Below are 18,564 nucleotides of genomic sequence, written 5' to 3' on the forward strand. Positions count from 1 at the left end.
TCGCCCATGACCGTCGAGAACCCCGCCACGACCCCCGCCGAGCGCCTCCTGCCCGGCATCGTGCAGCACACCGTCGAGACGCCGAGGCTCCGCGCCGCCGTGCTCGAGCGCCCCGGCACCGGGACCCCGGTGGTCTTCGTGCACGGCAACGTCTCGTCGTCGCTGTTCTGGCAGCCCGCCATGTTGGCCCTCGAGTCCGGGGTCCGCGCGGTGGCCGTCGACCTGCGGGGGTTCGGCGACAGCGAGACGCTGCCCGTCGACGCCACCCGGGGCCTCCGCGACTTCGCGGAGGACGTCGAGAGCGTGCTCGACACGCTCGGGATCGACGAGGCCCACCTCGTCGGCTGGAGCATGGGCGGCGGCGTGGCCATGCAGATGCTGCTCGACCGGCCGACGCTCGTCCGGTCGCTCACGCTCGTCTCCCCCGTGTCACCCTACGGGTTCGGGGCCACGAGGCTCGACGGGTCCCTGACGACGCCGGACGCCGCGGGCTCCGGCGGCGGCGGGGCCAACCCCGACTTCGTCGCCCGGCTCCAGGCCGGGGATCGCACCGCGGAGGCGCCGACGTCACCCCGGTCGGTGTTCCGGTCGTCCTACGTGCACGCCGCGTACCGGAGTCCTCTCGAGGACCTCTGGGTGGAGTCGATGCTCTCGACGTCGACGTCCGAGGGGAACTACCCCGGCGACTCGGTCGCCTCCGAGAACTGGCCCGGCTTCGCGCCCGGCCGCACCGGCGTGCTGAACACGATGGCGCCGCAGAACCTCGACCTCACCGGCATCGTCGACGTCGACCCGAAGCCGCGGATCGCGTGGGTGCACGGTCTCGACGACGCCATCGTGTCCGACACCTCCTTCTTCGACCTCAACCACCTCGGACAGCTCGGGGTCATCCCGGGCTGGCCCGGCGAGGAGGAGGCACCCGCGCAGCCGATGAAGGCGCAGATCCGCGCGGTGCTCGGGCGCTACGAGGCCGCGGGCGGCGAGGTCGTCGAGGAGGCGTGGGCCTCGTGCGGTCACTCCCCCCACCTCGAGCACCCGGACGACTTCCGCCGCGTGCTCGAGGCCCAGCTCGCGGCGAGGCCCGTGGGCTGAGTCAGCTCGCGAGCGACCGGGCGAGGGCCACGCCCGCGGCGACCAGGTGCTCGCGGGGGCGGGCCAGCGCCTCCTCGGTGGAGCCGGCCAGGGCCGTGAGCGAGGCGTGCGCGTCGAACGCGGAGGCGTCGGCCGCGATCGCGCCGGCGACCAGCGCCGTCCTCGCCCCGGCCGCCTGTGCGAGGCCACGGACGTAGGCGGGCACCTTCCCGGCCTCGGACTGGCCGTCGTACCGCCCCTCTCCCGTGATGACGACGTCCGCGTCGGCCACCGCATCCGGGAGCCCCAGCTCGGCCCCGACGGCGGCGGACCCGCGCTCGAGCTCCGCGCCCCACGCGAGGAGGCCGAAGCCGGTGCCTCCCGCGGCGCCCGCACCGGGCGTCGAGGGGTCGACGCCGGTCGCCTCCGCGAGCAGCTCGCCCCACCGGGCGAGGGCGGCCTCGGCCCGCGGCGCGTCGCCGTCGAGGATGCCCTTCTGACGGCCGAAGACCGCGACAGCGCCGAGCGGCCCGAGCAGCGGGTTGGTCACATCGGTGAGCACGCTCGCCCCCGCGGGCGGCAGCCCCGCGAGCCCCTCGAGGTCGACGGACGCCAGGAGCCCCAGCCCGCCCGCGCCGTCCGGGACGGGTCGGCCATCGGCATCCCGCAGCCTCGCGCCCAGCTCGGCGAGCGCACCGGCCCCGCCGTCGGTCGACGAGCTGCCGCCGATCGCGAGCGCGAGCCGATCGATCCCGGCCGCGAGCGCGGCGGCGATCGCCTGCCCGAAGCCGCGCGTGTGGGCGGTGAAGGGCCGGAGCGGATCGAGCAGGGTGATCCCGCTGGTGTTGGCCAGCTCGACGAGGCCCGTCAGCCGTCCGGCGGGGTCGCGGTAGAGGAGCCAGTCCGCCTCGACCGGTCGGTCGTCGGGGCCCGTGACGGTGACGCGCCGCCGCTCCGCGCCCTCGCGCGCGACGGCGAACGCGTCGACCGTCCCCTCGCCTCCGTCGGCCATGGGCCGCAGGAGGACGTCGTCGTCCGGACGGATCGTGCGCCAGCCCTCCTCGAGCGCTCGCGCGGCGTCCGCGGCGTCGATCGTGCCCTTGAAGGAGTCCGGTGCGATGACGATGCGTCGAGCCACTCGACCATCCAGCCACGGATGCGCCACAGTAGCGGTATGGACACACCGGAGACCCGCATCCACGTCAGCTTCGCCCTGCCCGGACCGGCGGCCGACGAGCTCGCCGCCTCGGGACTGCTCGTCACCGCGTACACCGAGCAGACCGGGCAGCCGCGCGAGTCGCTGCTGGCCGACGCGGCCGGCGCGTCCGGGCTCATCACCCTGCTGAGCGACCGGGTCGACGCCGAGCTGCTGGATGCGGCGGGAGCCTCGCTGAAGGTGGTCGCGAACTTCGCGGTCGGGTACGACAACGTGGACGTGGCCGCGGCGACGGAGCGCGGCGTGATCGTGACGAACACCCCGGGAGTGCTCGACGAGGCCACCGCCGACCTCGCCATGGCGCTGCTGCTCGACCTGTCGAGGCGAGTGAGCGAGGCGGATCGGTTCCTCCGGACGGGGGCTGAATGGCGGTGGGAGCCGGACCTCTTCCTCGGACTGGACGTCAGCGCCGGCGCGACGCTCGGCATCGTGGGGCTGGGGCGCATCGGGATGGCCGTGGCCACTCGGGCGGCGGCCTTCGGGATGCGGATCGTCGCGACGGGCTCCCGGGCCTCCTCCCCCGAGGCGGCGGCCCTCGGGGTGCGACCGGTCTCCTTCGAGGAGCTGCTCGCCGAGAGCGATGCGATCTCGATCCACTGCCCGCTCACGCCGGCGACCCGCCACCTCTTCGGCCCGGCGCAGTTCGCGGCGATGAAACCGGGCGCCCTCCTCGTCAACACCGCGCGCGGACCCATCGTGGACGAGCTCGCGCTGCTCGAGGCGCTCGAGGACGGTCGACTCGGGGGCGCGGCGCTCGACGTGTTCGAGTGGGAGCCGCACGTCACCCCGGGCCTGCTGACCCTGCCGAACGTCGTGGCCGTGCCGCACATCGGGAGCGCGGGCGGCGCCACACGCGCGAACATGGGCCTCCTGGCCGTGCGGAACGCGGTCGCCGTCGTCGGGGGCGGGCAGGCGCTGACCCCCGTCGGCTGAGGCGCGGTCAAGGGGACCGTCGGGGTCACCGACAGGGGTGGTCTCCGCCGGACGTCGAGCGTAGGTTCACCCCCGAGGCGGGTGAGTGCCCGCCGTCCGGAAGGAGCATCGCTCATGGAACGGGGAAACACCACCCACGGCGCACGCGTCGACGACGAGCTCGAGAAGGAGGACCGCGCCTTCGTGCAGGGACATCCCTCCCCCAGTCATGTGGAGGAGTTCAGGCAGACGGAGGGCTTTCCCGACGACACGGATCCCGAGGAGGTCGACGAGGCCGCGGGGATGTCGGGCGCGCTCGTCGACGATGAGGTCGTCTTCGAGACCAGGACCGGTGACGACGACGTCGACGACCTCGACGGCGAGATCGTCGCTGCGGGGTCGACCGAGGAGACGCCGCTGAGCGAGACGATCGGCGAGGAGACCGACGATGGCGGCCGCTGAGTCGGCGCTCGCGCGGGAGCTCGAGCAGCTCGGCGGATGGACGACGGTCTACACCGACCTCTCCGTCGACACCGGGGATCCCAGCCGCACCGAGGCGCTCCGTCGCCGCGCCGTGGTCGACGGCGTCCGTCAGGCGGGCGCCCCGGAAGCGGACGTCGCCGCTGTCGAGGCTCTGCTCGCGGAGCCGACCCACCTGCCGAGCCCGACGACGCTCTTCGCCCTCGTGCGCGAGGGCCAGGTCGTCGTGCGGCAGGTCGTCGAGGAGGCCGCGGTCCGACCCGACGTGCACACGTACGGACCGGTCCCCGACCTGGTGCCGCTGCTGGCCCACCTCGCCCACGCCGCGACGTACGTGCTGGTCGAGGCGGAGCGGGGGACCGCCTCCGTCACCCTGCGCCGCCTCGGCGACGCCGCTCCGGAGCAGTCGGAGACGATCGAGGGCCGGCAGGAGGACCTCACGAAGGTCCGCGCGGGCGGATGGTCGGAGATCGACTATCAGCACCGCACCGAGGAGATCTGGAAGCAGAACGAGACGGAGGTCGCCTCGTTCGTCGACCGGCTCGTGCTCGATCGTCGGCCCGACCTCGTCATCGTCTCGGGTGACGTGCGCGCCAGGGAGCTCCTGGTCGACGCGCTCTCGAAGGAGTCCCGCGCCCTCCTGACCCAGATCGACGAGAACGCCGGCGCCCCCGGGGCGTCGCAGCAGACCCTCGCGGCGGGCGTGGCGCGGGCCGTGGCCGCTCTCGCCGAGAGCCGTCGCGCGAGTGCACTCGAGCGCCTGCGGCAGTTCGACGGCGAGGCGGACGGCCGCGCCGCCGTCGGTCTGGGCGCGACGGTCTCCGCCCTCCAGCAGGCGCAGGTCGAGACGCTGCTCGTCGACTCCCGCGTGCTCGAGGGCCGCACGGTCCTCGCCCTCGGCGAGGCTCCCTGGGTCGCGACCGCGTCGGATGCGCTGAGCGAGGGTGTCGAGCCCGTCACGGTCGGCGCCGCGCAGGCGCTCCTCCGTGCCGCACTAATGACCGACGCGGAGGTGGTCTTCGCCGACGTGCCCGTCACGTCCGACGAGGTGCTCGAGATCGGGACGAACCCCGAGACCGACCCGGCCGCCGATCCGCTGCCCGCTCACGCGGACGGCGTGGCGGCGGTGCTCCGCTGGTCGTCCGAGCCGACGCATCCGTGATGCGCATCCGGTCCATCACCGTCTGAACCATCGAGAGGAGCGGACATGCCCGCCCGTGACGAGATCCCGTCGACGCTGAAGCGCTCGCCGAAGCACGCGCAGGAGATCTTCGAGAAGACCCTCGACTCCGCGAGGGAGACCTACGACGGCGACGGCGAGCGAGCCCGTCGCACGGCCTTCGCCGCCGTCAAGCACGAGTACGAGAAGGTCGGCGACCACTGGGAGGAGAAAGAGTCCTCCGGCCCGAGCGATCGGAAGGCGGCGGGCGGTGTCGACTCGCCCGGCCGCACGGAGGAGGGCGTCGATGCCAACGCCACGAAGGAGCACCTGCTCCAGGTGGCTCGGCGGCTCGACGTCCACGGTCGCTCGACGATGACGAAGGACGAGCTCGTCGAGGCCATCAAGAAGGCCAACCGCCGCGAGACCGCCCGCGCCCGCCGCTCCTAGCCCGCCTCACTGCTCACTGCTCGTCGCTCGCCGCTCGTCGCTCTGCCCGTCGACTGCTCACTTTCGGCGCCATCCCTCGGGATCAGGCGCGGAAGGTGAGCAGTCGAGGGACGACGGCTCGATCAGAACGCGGCGAGGAGAGCGTCGCAGGCGCGCTGCGTGCGCCGACAGGCTTCCGCGCAGACGCGGCAGTGCGCGTGCATGTCGGCGTGCCGCTCGCACTCGTCGCCGCAGCGCTCGCAGACGACACGGCAGGCCTCCACCACGGCGCGGATGATCGCCTCGTCGGTGGCGGTCTGCCGCGACAGCACCGACGCGGTCGCCGCGCAGACGTCGGCGCAGTCGAGATCCGACCGGATGCACGCCACGAGCGAGTCGACCGACTCCTCCGACAGGCAGGCGTCGGCGCAGGCCGTGCACGCCTGAGCGCACTCCCCCGCGGCCTCGATCACCTCGAGGATCAGCGCCCGATCGGGCCCTTCCTGATGCCCCGGGTGAGTGTCGAACATGTCAGCGGCTCGCGACATCGTGCTCCCTTCCCCTTCCTTTGTATTCGGTCGGGGGCTCCAGCGCACTCATTTCGCCGAACGGCGCCGCCGGAGTCCGATCGTCCCGAGCGCGATCGCGGCGAGCGCGAGCCCGGTCGAGACGAGGGCGGGCAGCGTGGCCGTCGATCCCGTCGCGGCGAGCTCCGCCGTCGCGACCGGGTTCACCGTCGGAGTGGGTGAAGGCGAGGGCGTGTCGGCCAGGAGGGTGTCGAGGAAGGCGGCCGCGTCGATGAGCCCGGCTCCCGACAGGTCGGTCGCGCGGAATCCCGGCAGGGTCCCGTCGAGCGGTCGCGCGGTCTCGAGCAGCGCCGAGCGGAGCGCGGCTGCGTCGGCGCCCGGCGCCGCCTGCCGTCCGAGCGCGATCACACCGGCAGCGGCGGGTGCAGCGGCACTCGTTCCGGAGAACACGTAGCGCCCCTCCGCGACCTGGTCGTCGAAGAAGTCGGTGTACCCGGCGTCCACGCTCGTCACATCCGGCTTGGGCCGCAGCTCGGGGACCGGCAACGGCACCGACGTGGGGATGCGCGTCGGGTCGTAGTCGGAGTACACCGTCGTCGGCCCGGTCGACGAGAACGGCTCCACCGCCGAGGGCGCCGATGCAGGCGCCGCCGCGACCGCGAGCGCACCCGCGGCGGCGGCGTGACCACCCAGCGTGGCGCCGACGACGTCGCCGCCCTGCGACAGGAACCATTGCGCATCCTGCAGCTGAGTCCGTGCGTCATAGAGCAGCCGGACGCGCGGGGTCACCTCGGCCGTGGAGCCCGCCGAGGTGTCACGGATCACGAAGAACCGCAGCTCGCCCTTCTGGACGACATCGGTCACGTAGACGATGGGGATCCCGGGCGTGCCCGCGGGGACGAGGTCCGCCTTTCCGTCCGGCGTGACCACACCGAACCGGAACGCCCCTCGGGCGCTCTGGTAGGGCTCGCTCCAGTTCATGATGAACGTGGCGTAGCGCTCCGGCGAGTCGGGTGCCGAGAACTGCAGGCGGTCGTAGGCGTCGGTGCCGTCACCGGGGTCGAAGTCCAGGCAGTCTCCCGAGCTGATGCCCTGGCCGGGGAACACCGCCGCGACCTCCGCCGGGCAGGGGGTGGGCCGGTAATCGCCCTCCCAGCTGCCGATGGAGTAGCCGGCGCTCGGGGTGCCTGCCGCGCCCGTGATGGTGTAGTTGCCGGCCGAGGAGAGATAGGTCACGCCCTGCGCCGCGAGACGGTCGACCGTCCAGCCGAGCGGACCGTTCTGGAACACCGGGTCGCCGAACTGCATCACGTCGTCGACGATGACGGTGGCCCCCGCCGCGGCGAGGTCGTTCATGGCCTGCGCGAAGGTCATCTCATCGGTCCCGTCCGTGGCGAACAGGACCGTGGCGCCCGGGGCGATCTGGTGCACGAGCTGCACCATCGCCCGACCCTCGTCGGACCGAGGGGTCTTCGAGTCGGCGAGCACCCGCACGGGCTGCTCGTATCCACAGGGGTTGCCCGGGCCGGGGAGCACGCCGTTTCGCACGTCCTCCTCCGGGGTGGTGACGGCCGTCGTGCTGGTGGCGAAGGAGTCCGAGATCACGCCCACCACGACGCCGGTGCCGTCGACGCCGTGCAGGCTCGCCGCCAGGTCGACGTTCAGCGGGGCGCGGAGGTTCGCCGGGACGCTGCGGCAGTCGGCGGCGGCAGCGGCTGCGGCTGCAGCTGCGGACTGCGCGGGCCCCGCGGTGAGCGGGGCCTCCGCGGGCCTCGCGGTGAGCGGGGCCTCCGTGGATCCCACATTCGCCTCGGGCGACTCGTCCACGCCCACCACACCCGGCAGGTCGGCCACGGCGCGGAGGTCGGAGGGCGCGACCAGCGCGCTCGCCAGACCGAACAGCGACGACGACGCCTGGACCTCGGCCAGTGCGCTGAGACGCTGGATGTCGGTGTCGCCGGGACCAGCGGAGTACCGCACGGTGACGGCGATCCGCCCGTCGATGACCTGCAGGCTGCCGGGCCCGTCGACGGCGACCCCGAGGTCGTCCGCGTGCGCGTCGAGCTGCGTCTCCACGTCCGCCGCATCGGCCCCGTCGCCATCGGATGCGCGCGAGGCGAGCGGCAGCCCGGCGATGAGCTCCAACCGATCGGACAGGGCGTGTCCTGACCCCGTCTCGACAGCCTGCGCTCCGGCGGCGGGCAGGACGAGTCCTCCGACCACGCAGAGCACGGCAACGAGCGCGACCCGGCCCTGTCGTCCCCGCATCCTGATCATGAGTGGCGGCCCTTCCCGCGTCGCCTCACGACGACGCCGAGTCCCAACGAGGCCACGCCCAGCGCGATCAGCGCGAGGAAGGGCACCTCGCTCGCCCCCGTGGCCGCGAGCTGCGGGGACTGCGCGGTCGGCACGGAGGCCGGCACGGGCACCGGGACCGGGACCGGCTGGGGCGCCGGGGCGAGCGCGCCCACGAATGCCTGCGCATCGATCAGACCCGCGCCGGCGACCTGCTCGGGCGTCAGCGACACGGGCGAGATGCTGGGCAGCGGCGACGCCGTCGAGGACAGGGCCGACCGCACCTGGGCGGGCGTCGCGTCCGGGTTCCGCTGCAGCCCGAGCGCCACCACCGCGGCGGCCGAGGGTGCCGCGGCCGAGGTGCCGGCGAAGGAGTAGAGGCCGGTGGAGATCTCGCCTCCGAAGAAGTCCGTGTAGCCACGGTCGACACCGGCGATGACCGGCCCCTCCGTCACGATCGGCGTCGTCCGAGGGGTCGCGATGGGCGACACGGTCGGGTCCCAGTCGAACCAGTACGAGGCGGGTCCGGCGGAGGTGAAGGTCTCCGGGGTGCTCGTGTCCTGGGCCGAGACGGCCGCGACCGCGATGGTCTGCGGGGCGCCCTCGTGGGCCGACAGCGTGTGACCGACGACATCGTCGCCCGCCGATCGGAAGTACTCGACGGCGACGGTGTCAGGTCCGTAGAACCAGGTCTTGATGCGAGGAGTCGAGTCACCCGAGCCGATGCGCGCGATGAAGTACTGGTAGTCGCCGCTCACCATGGGGACCGCCATCTCCTGACTAGGTATCCCCGGCGCTGGGGCGAGCGTCGTGGCGACGTTCCCGTTCGGCTCGATCAGGCCGAAGCGGATGTCGGTGGTCGCCGCTCCGAACGGCTCCGCCCACTGGAGCGCGTAGGTGGTGGGCCTCGACGAGGGGGTGGGTCCGGCGTTGGACACCATCTGATCGAGGGTGTCGACTCCCGTCCCGGGATCAAAGTCCATGCAGGAGATCTCGGCGGTGACACCCTGCGTCCTGAACTCGTCCTGCACGGCCTGAGGGCACTCGGCGGGCCGGTAGGCCGCCGTCTCCCATCCGCTGATCGAATACCCCGCGCTCGGGTAGCCGCGGGCCCCGATGGAGCTGAAGTTGCCTGCCGCCGCGAGGTACGGGATGCCCCGGTCGGTCACCTGCTGGACCTGATAGCTGATCGGCCCGTCCTGGAACCAGGGCTCGTTGCTCAGGACGTCGTCGACGATGACGTCGGCGCCCGCATCCGTGAGCGCGGTGATCGACTCGGAGTACTCGAGCTGGCCCGCGCCCGCGGTCGCGAACATCAGCCGCGCACCGGGGGCGATCTGGTGCACGAGCTGCGCCATCGCCCGGCCCTCGTCGCTGCCGGAGCGGAGGGTCGACTCGCGCAGCACCTCCACCGGGGTCTCGTAGCCGCAGGGGTTGCCGGCTCCGGGGAGGAGGCCGTGGGCGACGGAACCGGCGATCTGCGTCGCCGCGTCCGGGAGCCTCGCATACGAGTCGGAGATGATCCCCACGGTCACTCCCATGCCGTCCACGCCGAAGGCGTCCCGGGCTCCCTCGACGTTCAGCGGAGCGAGCAGATTGGCGGGGATGCTGCGGCAGTCGTCGGCGTCGGCCGCCGGTGCGGCGGCGGAGGTGGTGGCGGCGGAGGTGGTGGCGGCGGCGGCCGCGGGCGTGGCGGCCGCTGCCGGCCACGAGCCGGTCGCGGCCGCGGGCGTGGCGGCCGCTGCCGGCCACGAGCCGGTCGTGCGCGGCACGATGTCCTCGCGCACGCTGCTCACACCGGGGACCGAGGCAAGCGCCTCGAGGTCTGCCGGAGCGACGCGGACGGTCGCCATCGAGAACAGCTCGCTCGCGGCCGTCACCTCGCCGTAGGCCCTGAGCGCGTCGAAGGCCGCCGCATCCGGGCGGGTCGCGAAGGTCACCGTGACGGAGAGGCGCCCACCCGACTCGGCGATGCTGCCCGGCCCGTCGGCCACCGTCCCGAGCACGTCGGATGCTGCGGCGATCTGCTCCGCCACGTCACCCCCGTCGGGCAGCTCGGCGATGTACTGCAGCCGCCCCGAGAGGGCGCTGCCGTCCTCCTCGGCCCCGCCGTCGTCCGCTCGCGCGGAGGCCCCTGCCGCCAGCATCGCCGCCATCACCAGCGCGGCCACACCGGCAGCCGTCCACACCCTCGTCGTCCCCACCACGGGCCCCCTCGCATCACGCGGCACGCGCCGCCGGGCAAGGCTATCGGCGCCGCGACCACGGAAGCGCCCCGCACGAGCACTTCTGCTCACGCGGGGCGCTTCAGGAGGGATCCCTAGAACTCCCAGCCCTCGGCACCGCGTGGACATCATGTTCGAGCGATCCGCGAAGACATCCAGGCACGCCGCGGAGACAGCCGGAACGCCTACCGACTGAGATGGCGTGGCGAGGCAGGTGGAGCCGCGGGATCGCAGCTGCTCGGCTAGTCGCTGAGCGTCAGGACGGCGTCGAGCCCTCGGTCAGGGTGGTAGGTGAACTGCATCTCGACGTCGTCCCACTCCTCGGTCTGGCGGCCGTCCATGGAGGTGGTCTGCTCGATGTGCGAGACGACGGCCTGGGGAGCGTGGAGAGCTTCGAGCAGGCAGGACAGCTCCGTATAGGAGACGCCGGCGAAGTCCTCTTCACCCTTGTTGTCGATGGTGAGGGTCTCACCCTGGTCAGAGACCTCTGCGGAACCGCGGTTGTTCCCACTGACACAGGCCTTCACGGCGTTGTCGAACACGGCGGGATTGGCGGTCGAAGTGGGCGTCGCTGCTGCGTTCGTTCCACCGGCGGCGACGGCACCCATGACACCGACTCCGATCGCCGCGCCGACGACCAGCCCGCCGACCCAGGTGAGGAGAGGGAGCAGCCAGGGTCGCGGGCGCGCGGTGGCCGAGAGCCGTGGCGTCGAGGCAGCAGCTCCATCCGTGACCGCGGGAGCATCTGGCGCAGCCGGGTCGGGTCCGGGCTGCGTCGGCTCAGGTGTGCCCGCATCGTCGATCGTCATGCTTCCCCCGTCTGTGCCGGTCGTGCTGCTCGTGATGAGCCCCACTGCGCACCCCCCGGTGCTCTGGGAACGAGTGTAGCGCCGCACTCCACGGCGAGACTTCACCGAGGCATGGGTGCACACGCACGAGCCCCCGGTCTCGTCGCTCGGAGGAGCGACGGAGCCGGGGGCTCGTCGGTTCAGGTCGTCGCTGCGATCAGCGCCCGACCAGGGATCCCTAGAACTCCCAGTCCTCGTCCTCGGTGTTCACGGCCTTGCCGATCACGTACGAGGAGCCCGACCCGGAGAAGAAGTCGTGGTTCTCATCCGCGTTGGGGGACAGCGCCGAGAGGATGGCGGGGTTCACGTCGGTGACGGCCTTCGGGAACATCGGCTCGTAGCCGAGGTTCATGAGGGCCTTGTTGGCGTTGTAGTGGAGGAACTTCTTGACGTCCTCCGACAGGCCGACCTCGTCGTAGAGATCCTGCGTGTACTGGATCTCGTTGTCGTACAGGTCGTAGAGCAGCGAGAACGCGTAGTCCTTGATCTCGTCGCGCTTGGCCTGGTCGACCAGCTCGAGTCCGCGCTGGAACTTGTAGCCGATGTAGTACCCGTGCACGGCCTCGTCGCGGATGATGAGGCGGATGAGGTCTGCCGTGTTGGTCAGCTTCGCCCGGCTCGACCAGTACATCGGCAGGTAGAAGCCCGAGTAGAAGAGGAAGCTCTCGAGCAGGGTCGAGGCCACCTTCCGCTTGAGCGGCTCGTCGCCGTGGTAGTAGTCGAGGACGATCTGCGCCTTCTTCTGCAGGTTCGGGTTCTCGACCGACCAGCGGAACGCCTCGTCGATCTCGCGGGTCGACGAGAGCGTCGAGAAGATCGATGAGTACGACTTCGCGTGCACCGACTCCATGAACGCGATGTTCGTGTAGACGGCCTCCTCGTGCGGGGTGAGCGCATCGGGGATGAGCGATACCGCGCCGACCGTGCCCTGGATGGTGTCGAGCAGCGTCAGCCCGGTGAACACGCGCATGGTGAGCTGCTGCTCGGCAGCCGTGAGCGTGGCCCACGACTGCACGTCGTTCGACAGCGGCACCTTCTCGGGCAGCCAGAAGTTGTTGACGAGGCGGTTCCACACCTCGACGTCCTTCTCATCCTGGATGCGGTTCCAGTTGATCGCCTGGACGCGATCGACGAGCTTGAGGCTCTGCGGAGGGGTCATGTCAGTCTCTCGAGTTCGAATCCGATGAAGGGAGCCGCATCACAGCATGCAGCTGACGCAGCCGTCGACCTCGGTACCCTCGAGGGCGAGCTGACGGAGGCGGATGTAGTAGATCGTCTTGATGCCCTTCTTCCAGGCGTAGATCTGGGCCTTGTTGATGTCGCGCGTGGTGGCGGTGTCCTTGAAGAACAGCGTCAGCGACAGGCCCTGGTCGACGTGCTGGGTGGCAGCGGCGTAGGTGTCGATGATCTTCTCGGGGCCGATCTCGTACGCGTCCTCGTAGTACTCCAGGTTGTCGTTCGTCATGAACGGCGCCGGGTAGTAGACGCGGCCGATCTTGCCCTCCTTGCGGATCTCGATCTTCGACGCGATCGGGTGGATCGACGACGTCGAGTTGTTGATGTACGAGATCGACCCGGTCGGCGGCACGGCCTGCAGGTTCTGGTTGTAGATGCCGTGCTCCTGCACCGAGGCCTTCAGCGCACGCCAGTCGTCCTGCGTGGGGATGTGGACTCCCGCATCCTCGAACAGCGACGCGACGCGTGCCGTCGAGGGCACCCACTCCTGGTCGGTGTACTTGTCGAAGAACTCGCCCGACGCGTAGGTGGAGTCGGCGAAGCCCTCGAACGCCGAGCCCTGCTCGATCGCGATGAGGTTCGACGCACGGATCGCGTGGTAGAGCACCGTGTAGAAGTAGATGTTCGTGAAGTCGATGCCCTCCTCGCTGCCGTAGTGCACGCGCTCGCGTGCCAGGTAGCCGTGGAGGTTCATCTGGCCGAGGCCGATGGCGTGCGACTTGTCGTTGCCCTCCTCGATGGAGCGCACCGACGAGATGTGCGACTGCTGCGACACCGAGGTGAGTCCGCGGATGGCGGTCTCGACCGTACGGCCGAGGTCGGGCGAGTCCATCGTGAGGGCGATGTTCAGCGATCCGAGGTTGCAGCTGATGTCCTTGCCGATCTCCTTGTACGAGAGGTCCTCGTTGTAGGTGGTCGGCGTGTTCACCTGCAGGATCTCGGAGCACAGGTTCGACATGTTGATGCGGCCCTTGATCGGGTTCGCCTTGTTGACGGTGTCCTCGTACACGATGTACGGGTAGCCCGACTCGAACTGGATCTCTGCGAGCGTCTGGAAGAACTCGCGCGCGTCGATCTTGGTCTTGCGGATGCGCGGGTCGTCGACCATCTCGCGGTACTTCTCGCTGATCGAGATGTCGCCGAAGGGCACGCCGTAGACGCGCTCGACGTCGTACGGCGAGAAGAGGTACATGTCCTCCTTGTTCTTCGCCAGCTCGAACGTGATGTCGGGCACGACGACGCCGAGGGAGAGCGTCTTGATGCGGATCTTCTCGTCGGCGTTCTCGCGCTTGGTGTCGAGGAAGCGGAGGATGTCGGGGTGGTGCGCGCTGAGATACACCGCACCCGCGCCCTGGCGTGCGCCGAGCTGGTTGGCGTAGGAGAAGCTGTCCTCGAGGAGCTTCATCACGGGGATGACGCCGGAGGACTGGTTCTCGATCTGCTTGATCGGCGCGCCGGCCTCGCGGATGTTCGACAGCGACAGCGCCACGCCGCCACCGCGCTTCGACAGCTGCAGCGCGGAGTTGATGCCGCGGGCGATCGACTCCATGTTGTCCTCGATGCGGAGGAGGAAGCAGGAGACCAGCTCGCCGCGCTGCGCCTTGCCCGTGTTGAGGAAGGTGGGGGTCGCGGGCTGGAAGCGGCCGCCGATGATCTCCTCGACGAGGTTGATCGCGAGCTGCTCGTCGCCCTGCGCGAGACCGAGGGCGGTCATGACGACGCGGTCCTCGAAGCGCTCGAGGTAGCGCTTACCGTCGAAGGTCTTCAGCGTGTACGACGTGTAGTACTTGAACGCGCCGAGGAAGGTGTCGAAGCGGAACTTCTTCGAGTACGCCAGGTCGTTGAGCTTCTGGATGAACTCGAACGAGTACTGGTCGAGCACCTCGGGCTCGTAGTACTGCTTCTCGACCAGGTAGTCGAGGCGCTCCTTGAGGTTGTGGAAGAAGACCGTGTTCTGGTTGACGTGCTGCAGGAAGTACTGCTTCGCCGCCTCACGGTCCTTGTCGAACTGGATGTTCCCCTCGTCGTCGTAGAGGTTCAGCATCGCGTTCAGCGAGTGGTAGTCGAGCGCCGGGGCCGCCGTCGGCGCCTCGATCAGGGTTGCTTCCACAGTGTGTCCAATCCGTTCCGAACGGCCTCGAGGTCGTCCTGGGTTCCGAATATCTCGAATCGATAGAGGACGGGAGCGCCGGTCTTGCGCGCGACGATGTCGCCCGCGAGACAGTACGCGTCTCCGAAATTGGTGTTGCCTGCGGCGATGACGCCGCGGAGGAGTGCACGGTTGGCCGGGTCGTTGAGGAAGGCGATGACCTGTTTGGGCACCGCTCCGCCGAGCCCTCCCCCGCCGTACGTCGGGAGCGTGAGCACGAAGGGCCGGGTGGCCCGCAGCCGCTCCCGCTTAGAGAAGAGCGGGATGCGGGCTGCGGGGCGACCCAGGCGTTCGATGAATCGGTGGGTGTTGCCGGATGCGCTCGAGAAGTAGATGAGGTCTGCAGACGTCGTCTCGACGATCGGGTCCGGCTCGGACACCCCTGCCCGCGCACTCCCTGTCAGTGTGTCAGGAGCGGGCATCGGTGGTCAGCTCGCGGCGAGGCGGGCCAGCTCCTCGATCTTGTCGGGACGGAAGCCCGACCAGGAGTCGTTGTCGGTGATGACGACGGGAGCCTGCAGGTAGCCGAGCTCCTTGACCGTCTCGAGTGCCTTCTCGTCGACCGAGAGGTCGAAGATCTCGTACTCGAGGCCCTTGTTCTCGAGGGCGCGGTACGTGGCGTTGCATTGAACGCAGGAGGGCTTCGTGTAGACCGTGATCGCCATGTCGGTGCGCCTTTCTCGTGGGGATATCATTCTACGTCGCTCAATGGCCCTGACACAACATCTAGGGGTGGCCTGTCGCGGAGAACACTATATCAAGTGTTACACGCGTGTAATTATCCACACGTCATCCACAACCCGAGCACATTCCACGGCGTGTCTCCACAGGTTCTCCCCATGCACTTCCGCGCCGTTCCGCGCAGGGGCCCGAAACTGTGGAGAACCGGCTTTCCACGGCTGAGGATAACCTCGACCACCGACGTCGCCGAGCTCGAGATTGCCGCCGTGTTTCGACCAGATGTCCGGCTGGGTCATCCCGCCGTCCCTCTAGTAGGGTCCAGGCAATCGTGCGGGGAACGGACCTCGCACACCGACCTGGGGGAAACGTGGACACGACCTGCGTTCTCGCCGCGACCGGATTCGACGCGGCACCGATCCTGGCCTCCGCCGGCCTCCTCGCCATCGGCGCGGGCACGGCATGGCTCTTCATCAGACGAGGGAGGAGAGGAGCGGCGACCTTCGCGCTCATCCCGCTCCTCCTCATGGCGCTCGTGCTGTCCACCGCCTCCACGCCGACCGCGAGCTTCGCTGCCGAGCCGTGCCCGGCCGGCACCACCGCATCCCCGGCCCCGATGCCGCAGCCCACGAGCAGCCCGACCACGACGCCCGTCGACTACCAGCCGGGCGCCGCCGGGATCGGCGACTCCTACTATCCGCTCGACGGCAACGGCGGCTACGACGTCCAGGACTACGCGCTCGATCTCGCCTACGACCCGGCGACCGACGTGCTCTCCGGCACGGCAACCATCACCGCCACCGCGACGCAGAACCTGTCGACGTTCAACCTCGACTTCGACGTCATCGCGAACGACGGCAGCGAGGCCATCGACATCTCCGCCATCACCGTGAACGGCGCGGACGCCGACTGGAGCCTGGCCACCACTCCGGTGAGCCTGGACACGGCGCAGCCCGACCCCGCGCTCGACCCCGCAGACGGAGCCACCCCGCCCCGTACGGAGCTCACCGTGATCCCCTCCGCCGGCCTCGACATCGGCACGACGATCACCACCACGGTCGCGTACTCCGGCGTCCCGATCACGATCGACGACGCATTCGGACCAGCGGGCGTCTTCCACACCGCCGACGGCATGGTCGTCGTCGGTGAGCCGCGCGTCGCCGCGACCTGGTTCCCGTCGAACGACCACCCGGCCGACAAGGCGACCATGACCCTGCGGATGACCGTCGCCGACGGGCTCGAGGTGGTCGGCAACGGCCGACTCGTCGGAGTCACCCCGGCGGCAGCGGGAACCTCGACGTGGGAGTGGCGGATGGATCAGCCGATGGCGCCCTACCTCGCCACCGCGACCGTGGGCGCCTACACGACGACCACGACGACCGTCGACGGCATCACCTACGTCGACGCGATCGCAGACTCGCTCGTGGGCACCCAGGCGGGGACTGATGCCGCCGCCGTGTTCGCGAAGGAGCCGGAGATCGTGTCCTACCTCTCGACGCTGTTCGGCCCCTACCCCTTCGCGGAGTCGGGCGGCCTGGCCGTGGACGTACCGAACCTCTACTTCGCGCTCGAGAACCAGACCAGACCGATCTACCCCGGAGCACCTGACGAGTCCACGGTCGTCCACGAGCTGGCACACCAGTGGTACGGCGATGACGTGTCTCTGTCCCGCTGGTCGGACATCTGGCTCAACGAGGGCTTCGCGACCTACGCGGAGTGGATGTGGAGCGAGCACACCGGCGGCTCCACCGCGCAGCAGCTGTTCGACCAGCAGTACTCGCGGTCGGCGAGCTCCTCCTTCTGGGCCCACGAGGTCGCCGACCCCGGTCCGGCAGGGATCTTCGACGGCTACACGTACAACCGCGGAGCCATGACGCTGCACGCGCTGCGCCTCGAGGTCGGTGACGACGCGTTCTTCGCCATCCTCCAGGGCTGGGCGTCGGGCAACGCGGGCGGCAACGGCACCACGGAGGAGTTCATCGCCTACGCGGAGCAGGTGTCGGGGCAGGACCTCGGCGACCTCTTCACCGCGTGGCTGTACACCCCGTCGAAGCCCGCCCTGGACTGAGTCGGCCGCGCTTCATCACCGAATACGGCAAAGCCCCGCGTATATCGCGGGGCTTTGCCGTATTCGGTGTCGAAGCGACGACGATCGGCGCGTCAGCGGCGCGGGAGGGCTCGATCGAGGTCGGCGAGCAGGTCGGAGAGCGACTCGATGCCCACCGAGAGCCGCACCAGGTTCGCCGGCACCTCGAGCGGGGTGCCGACCACCGATGCGTGCGTCATCTCGGTCGGGTAGCCGATGAGCGACTCCACACCTCCGAGCGACTCGGCGAGCGAGAACAGCTCCGTCGACTCGGCGAACCGCCGGGCGGCCTTCGGGCCGCCGCGGAGCGCGACCGAGATCATGCCGCCGAACGACCGCATCTGACGCGCGGCGAGCTCGTGTCCGGGATGCGTGGACAGGCCCGGGTAGTACACCGCCTCGACGGCGGGGTGGCCGACCAGGTGCTCTGCGATCGCCTGCGCGTTCTCGGAGTGGCGGTCCATGCGCACCGCGAGGGTCTTGATGCCGCGGGTGGTGAGCCAGGCGTCCATCGGCGACGACACCGCGCCCACCGCGAACTGCTGGAACGCCACGGCCTTCGCGAGCTCGTCGTCGTTCAGCACGATGGCTCCGCCGAGCACGTCGGAGTGACCGCCCAGGTACTTCGTCGTCGAGTGCACCACCACGTCGGCGCCGAGCGCCAGCGGCTGCTGCAGGTACGGCGAGGCGAAGGTGTTGTCGACGACGACGAGCGCGCCCGCGGCGTGCCCGATCTCGGCGAGCTCGGCGATGTCGCTGATCTTCATCAGCGGGTTCGACGGCGTCTCGACCCAGAGCACCTTCGCGCTCGAGTCTGCCACCGCCTTCGCCACGGCCGAGAGGTCGCTCATCTCGACGGTCACGTTCTCGACGCCCCAGGCGCCGTGGACGCGCTCGATCAGCCGGTGGGTGCCGCCGTACGCGTCGTTGCCGAGCACGACACGGTCGCCGGGCTTCAGCGCGGAGCGGATCAGTGCATCCTCGGCCGCGAGGCCCGACGAGAAGCTGATGGCGTGCGCGGCGCCCTCGATCGCGGCGAGCTGCTGCTCGAGCGCCGTGCGCGTCGGGTTTCCGCTGCGGTTGTACTCGTATCCGCCGCGAAGGCCCCCGATTCCGTCCTGGACGAAGGTGGAGGTCTGGTAGATCGGCGGGATGATCGCGCCGGTGGTGGGGTCGAAGGCCTGTCCGGCGTGGATCGCCGCGGTCTCGAAGCCCTGGGGGGAAGCCATGGTCGTGCTCCTGGGTCTGAAGGT

The 18,564-nt window shown here is 70.3% G+C and carries 16 protein-coding genes; 6 read left to right on the top strand and 10 right to left on the bottom strand.

Annotated elements, in window-relative coordinates:
* Positions 1-6 precede the first annotated feature (6 nt).
* Positions 7-1,092, top strand: a complete 1,086-nt coding sequence (locus IEX69_RS06935) for an alpha/beta fold hydrolase (protein ID WP_085020327.1) — start codon at positions 7-9, stop codon at positions 1,090-1,092.
* A gap of 1 nt (position 1,093) precedes the next feature.
* Here the strand turns inward: IEX69_RS06935 and IEX69_RS06940 are convergent, their stop codons facing one another.
* Positions 1,094-2,209, bottom strand: a complete 1,116-nt coding sequence (locus tag IEX69_RS06940; RefSeq protein WP_085020328.1) for a glycerate kinase — start codon at positions 2,207-2,209, stop codon at positions 1,094-1,096.
* 36 nt (positions 2,210-2,245) lie between these two features.
* Between IEX69_RS06940 and IEX69_RS06945 the strand changes: the two genes are divergently transcribed.
* From IEX69_RS06945 to IEX69_RS06960, 4 genes are all read left to right on the top strand, one after another.
* Positions 2,246-3,220, top strand: coding sequence for a 2-hydroxyacid dehydrogenase (locus tag IEX69_RS06945; protein WP_085020329.1), 975 nt, complete (start codon positions 2,246-2,248; stop codon positions 3,218-3,220).
* Positions 3,221-3,334: 114 nt separating this feature from the next.
* A complete protein-coding gene (locus tag IEX69_RS06950) occupies positions 3,335-3,661 on the top strand; it encodes a hypothetical protein (protein WP_085020330.1) in 327 nt (108 codons plus the stop codon).
* Entirely contained in the window at positions 3,648-4,841 is a 1,194-nt protein-coding gene (locus tag IEX69_RS06955; protein ID WP_085020331.1) for a baeRF2 domain-containing protein, read from the top strand. The genes IEX69_RS06950 and IEX69_RS06955 overlap by 14 nt, the downstream gene beginning before the upstream one ends.
* Positions 4,842-4,886: 45 nt before the next feature.
* Positions 4,887-5,288, top strand: a complete 402-nt coding sequence (locus IEX69_RS06960; protein ID WP_085020332.1) for a ChaB family protein — start codon at positions 4,887-4,889, stop codon at positions 5,286-5,288.
* Between the two features lie 122 nt (positions 5,289-5,410).
* Here the strand turns inward: IEX69_RS06960 and IEX69_RS06965 are convergent, their stop codons facing one another.
* The 8 genes from IEX69_RS06965 to nrdH all read right to left on the bottom strand — a co-directional run bounded on the left by IEX69_RS06965 (position 5,411) and on the right by nrdH (position 15,212).
* The gene (locus IEX69_RS06965; protein WP_229756261.1) at positions 5,411-5,797 is read right to left on the bottom strand and encodes a four-helix bundle copper-binding protein; all 387 of its coding nucleotides are present in this window, start codon (positions 5,795-5,797) and stop codon (positions 5,411-5,413) included.
* Positions 5,798-5,863: 66 nt separating this feature from the next.
* Positions 5,864-8,062, bottom strand: a complete 2,199-nt coding sequence (locus IEX69_RS06970; protein ID WP_157127241.1) for a S8 family serine peptidase — start codon at positions 8,060-8,062, stop codon at positions 5,864-5,866.
* A 5-nt stretch (positions 8,063-8,067) separates the two neighbouring features.
* Entirely contained in the window at positions 8,068-10,293 is a 2,226-nt protein-coding gene (locus IEX69_RS06975) for a S8 family serine peptidase (protein WP_157127242.1), read from the bottom strand.
* A gap of 263 nt (positions 10,294-10,556) precedes the next feature.
* Positions 10,557-11,123, bottom strand: a complete 567-nt coding sequence (locus IEX69_RS06980) for a hypothetical protein (protein WP_085020336.1) — start codon at positions 11,121-11,123, stop codon at positions 10,557-10,559.
* Between the two features lie 217 nt (positions 11,124-11,340).
* A complete protein-coding gene (gene nrdF / locus IEX69_RS06985; RefSeq protein WP_085020337.1) occupies positions 11,341-12,321 on the bottom strand; it encodes a class 1b ribonucleoside-diphosphate reductase subunit beta in 981 nt (326 codons plus the stop codon).
* A gap of 39 nt (positions 12,322-12,360) precedes the next feature.
* Positions 12,361-14,508 (bottom strand): class 1b ribonucleoside-diphosphate reductase subunit alpha, encoded by a 2,148-nt coding sequence (gene nrdE, locus IEX69_RS06990; protein ID WP_268235385.1) that lies wholly within the window; start codon positions 14,506-14,508, stop codon positions 12,361-12,363.
* Complete coding sequence (nrdI, locus tag IEX69_RS06995) at positions 14,493-14,927, bottom strand: class Ib ribonucleoside-diphosphate reductase assembly flavoprotein NrdI (protein ID WP_229756262.1); 435 nt, start codon at positions 14,925-14,927, stop codon at positions 14,493-14,495. The genes nrdE and nrdI overlap by 16 nt, the downstream gene beginning before the upstream one ends.
* Positions 14,928-14,975: 48 nt before the next feature.
* A complete protein-coding gene (gene nrdH, locus IEX69_RS07000) occupies positions 14,976-15,212 on the bottom strand; it encodes a glutaredoxin-like protein NrdH (RefSeq protein WP_085020339.1) in 237 nt (78 codons plus the stop codon).
* Between the two features lie 383 nt (positions 15,213-15,595).
* Here nrdH and IEX69_RS07005 point away from each other — a divergent pair, with 383 nt between their 5' ends.
* Entirely contained in the window at positions 15,596-17,293 is a 1,698-nt protein-coding gene (locus IEX69_RS07005) for a M1 family metallopeptidase (RefSeq protein WP_217348613.1), read from the top strand.
* 92 nt (positions 17,294-17,385) lie between these two features.
* Here the strand turns inward: IEX69_RS07005 and IEX69_RS07010 are convergent, their stop codons facing one another.
* A complete protein-coding gene (locus tag IEX69_RS07010) occupies positions 17,386-18,540 on the bottom strand; it encodes a cystathionine gamma-synthase (protein ID WP_085020340.1) in 1,155 nt (384 codons plus the stop codon).
* Positions 18,541-18,564 lie beyond the last annotated feature (24 nt).

The organism is Cnuibacter physcomitrellae (assembly GCF_014640535.1).
Lineage (GTDB): Bacteria > Actinomycetota > Actinomycetes > Actinomycetales > Microbacteriaceae > Cnuibacter > Cnuibacter physcomitrellae.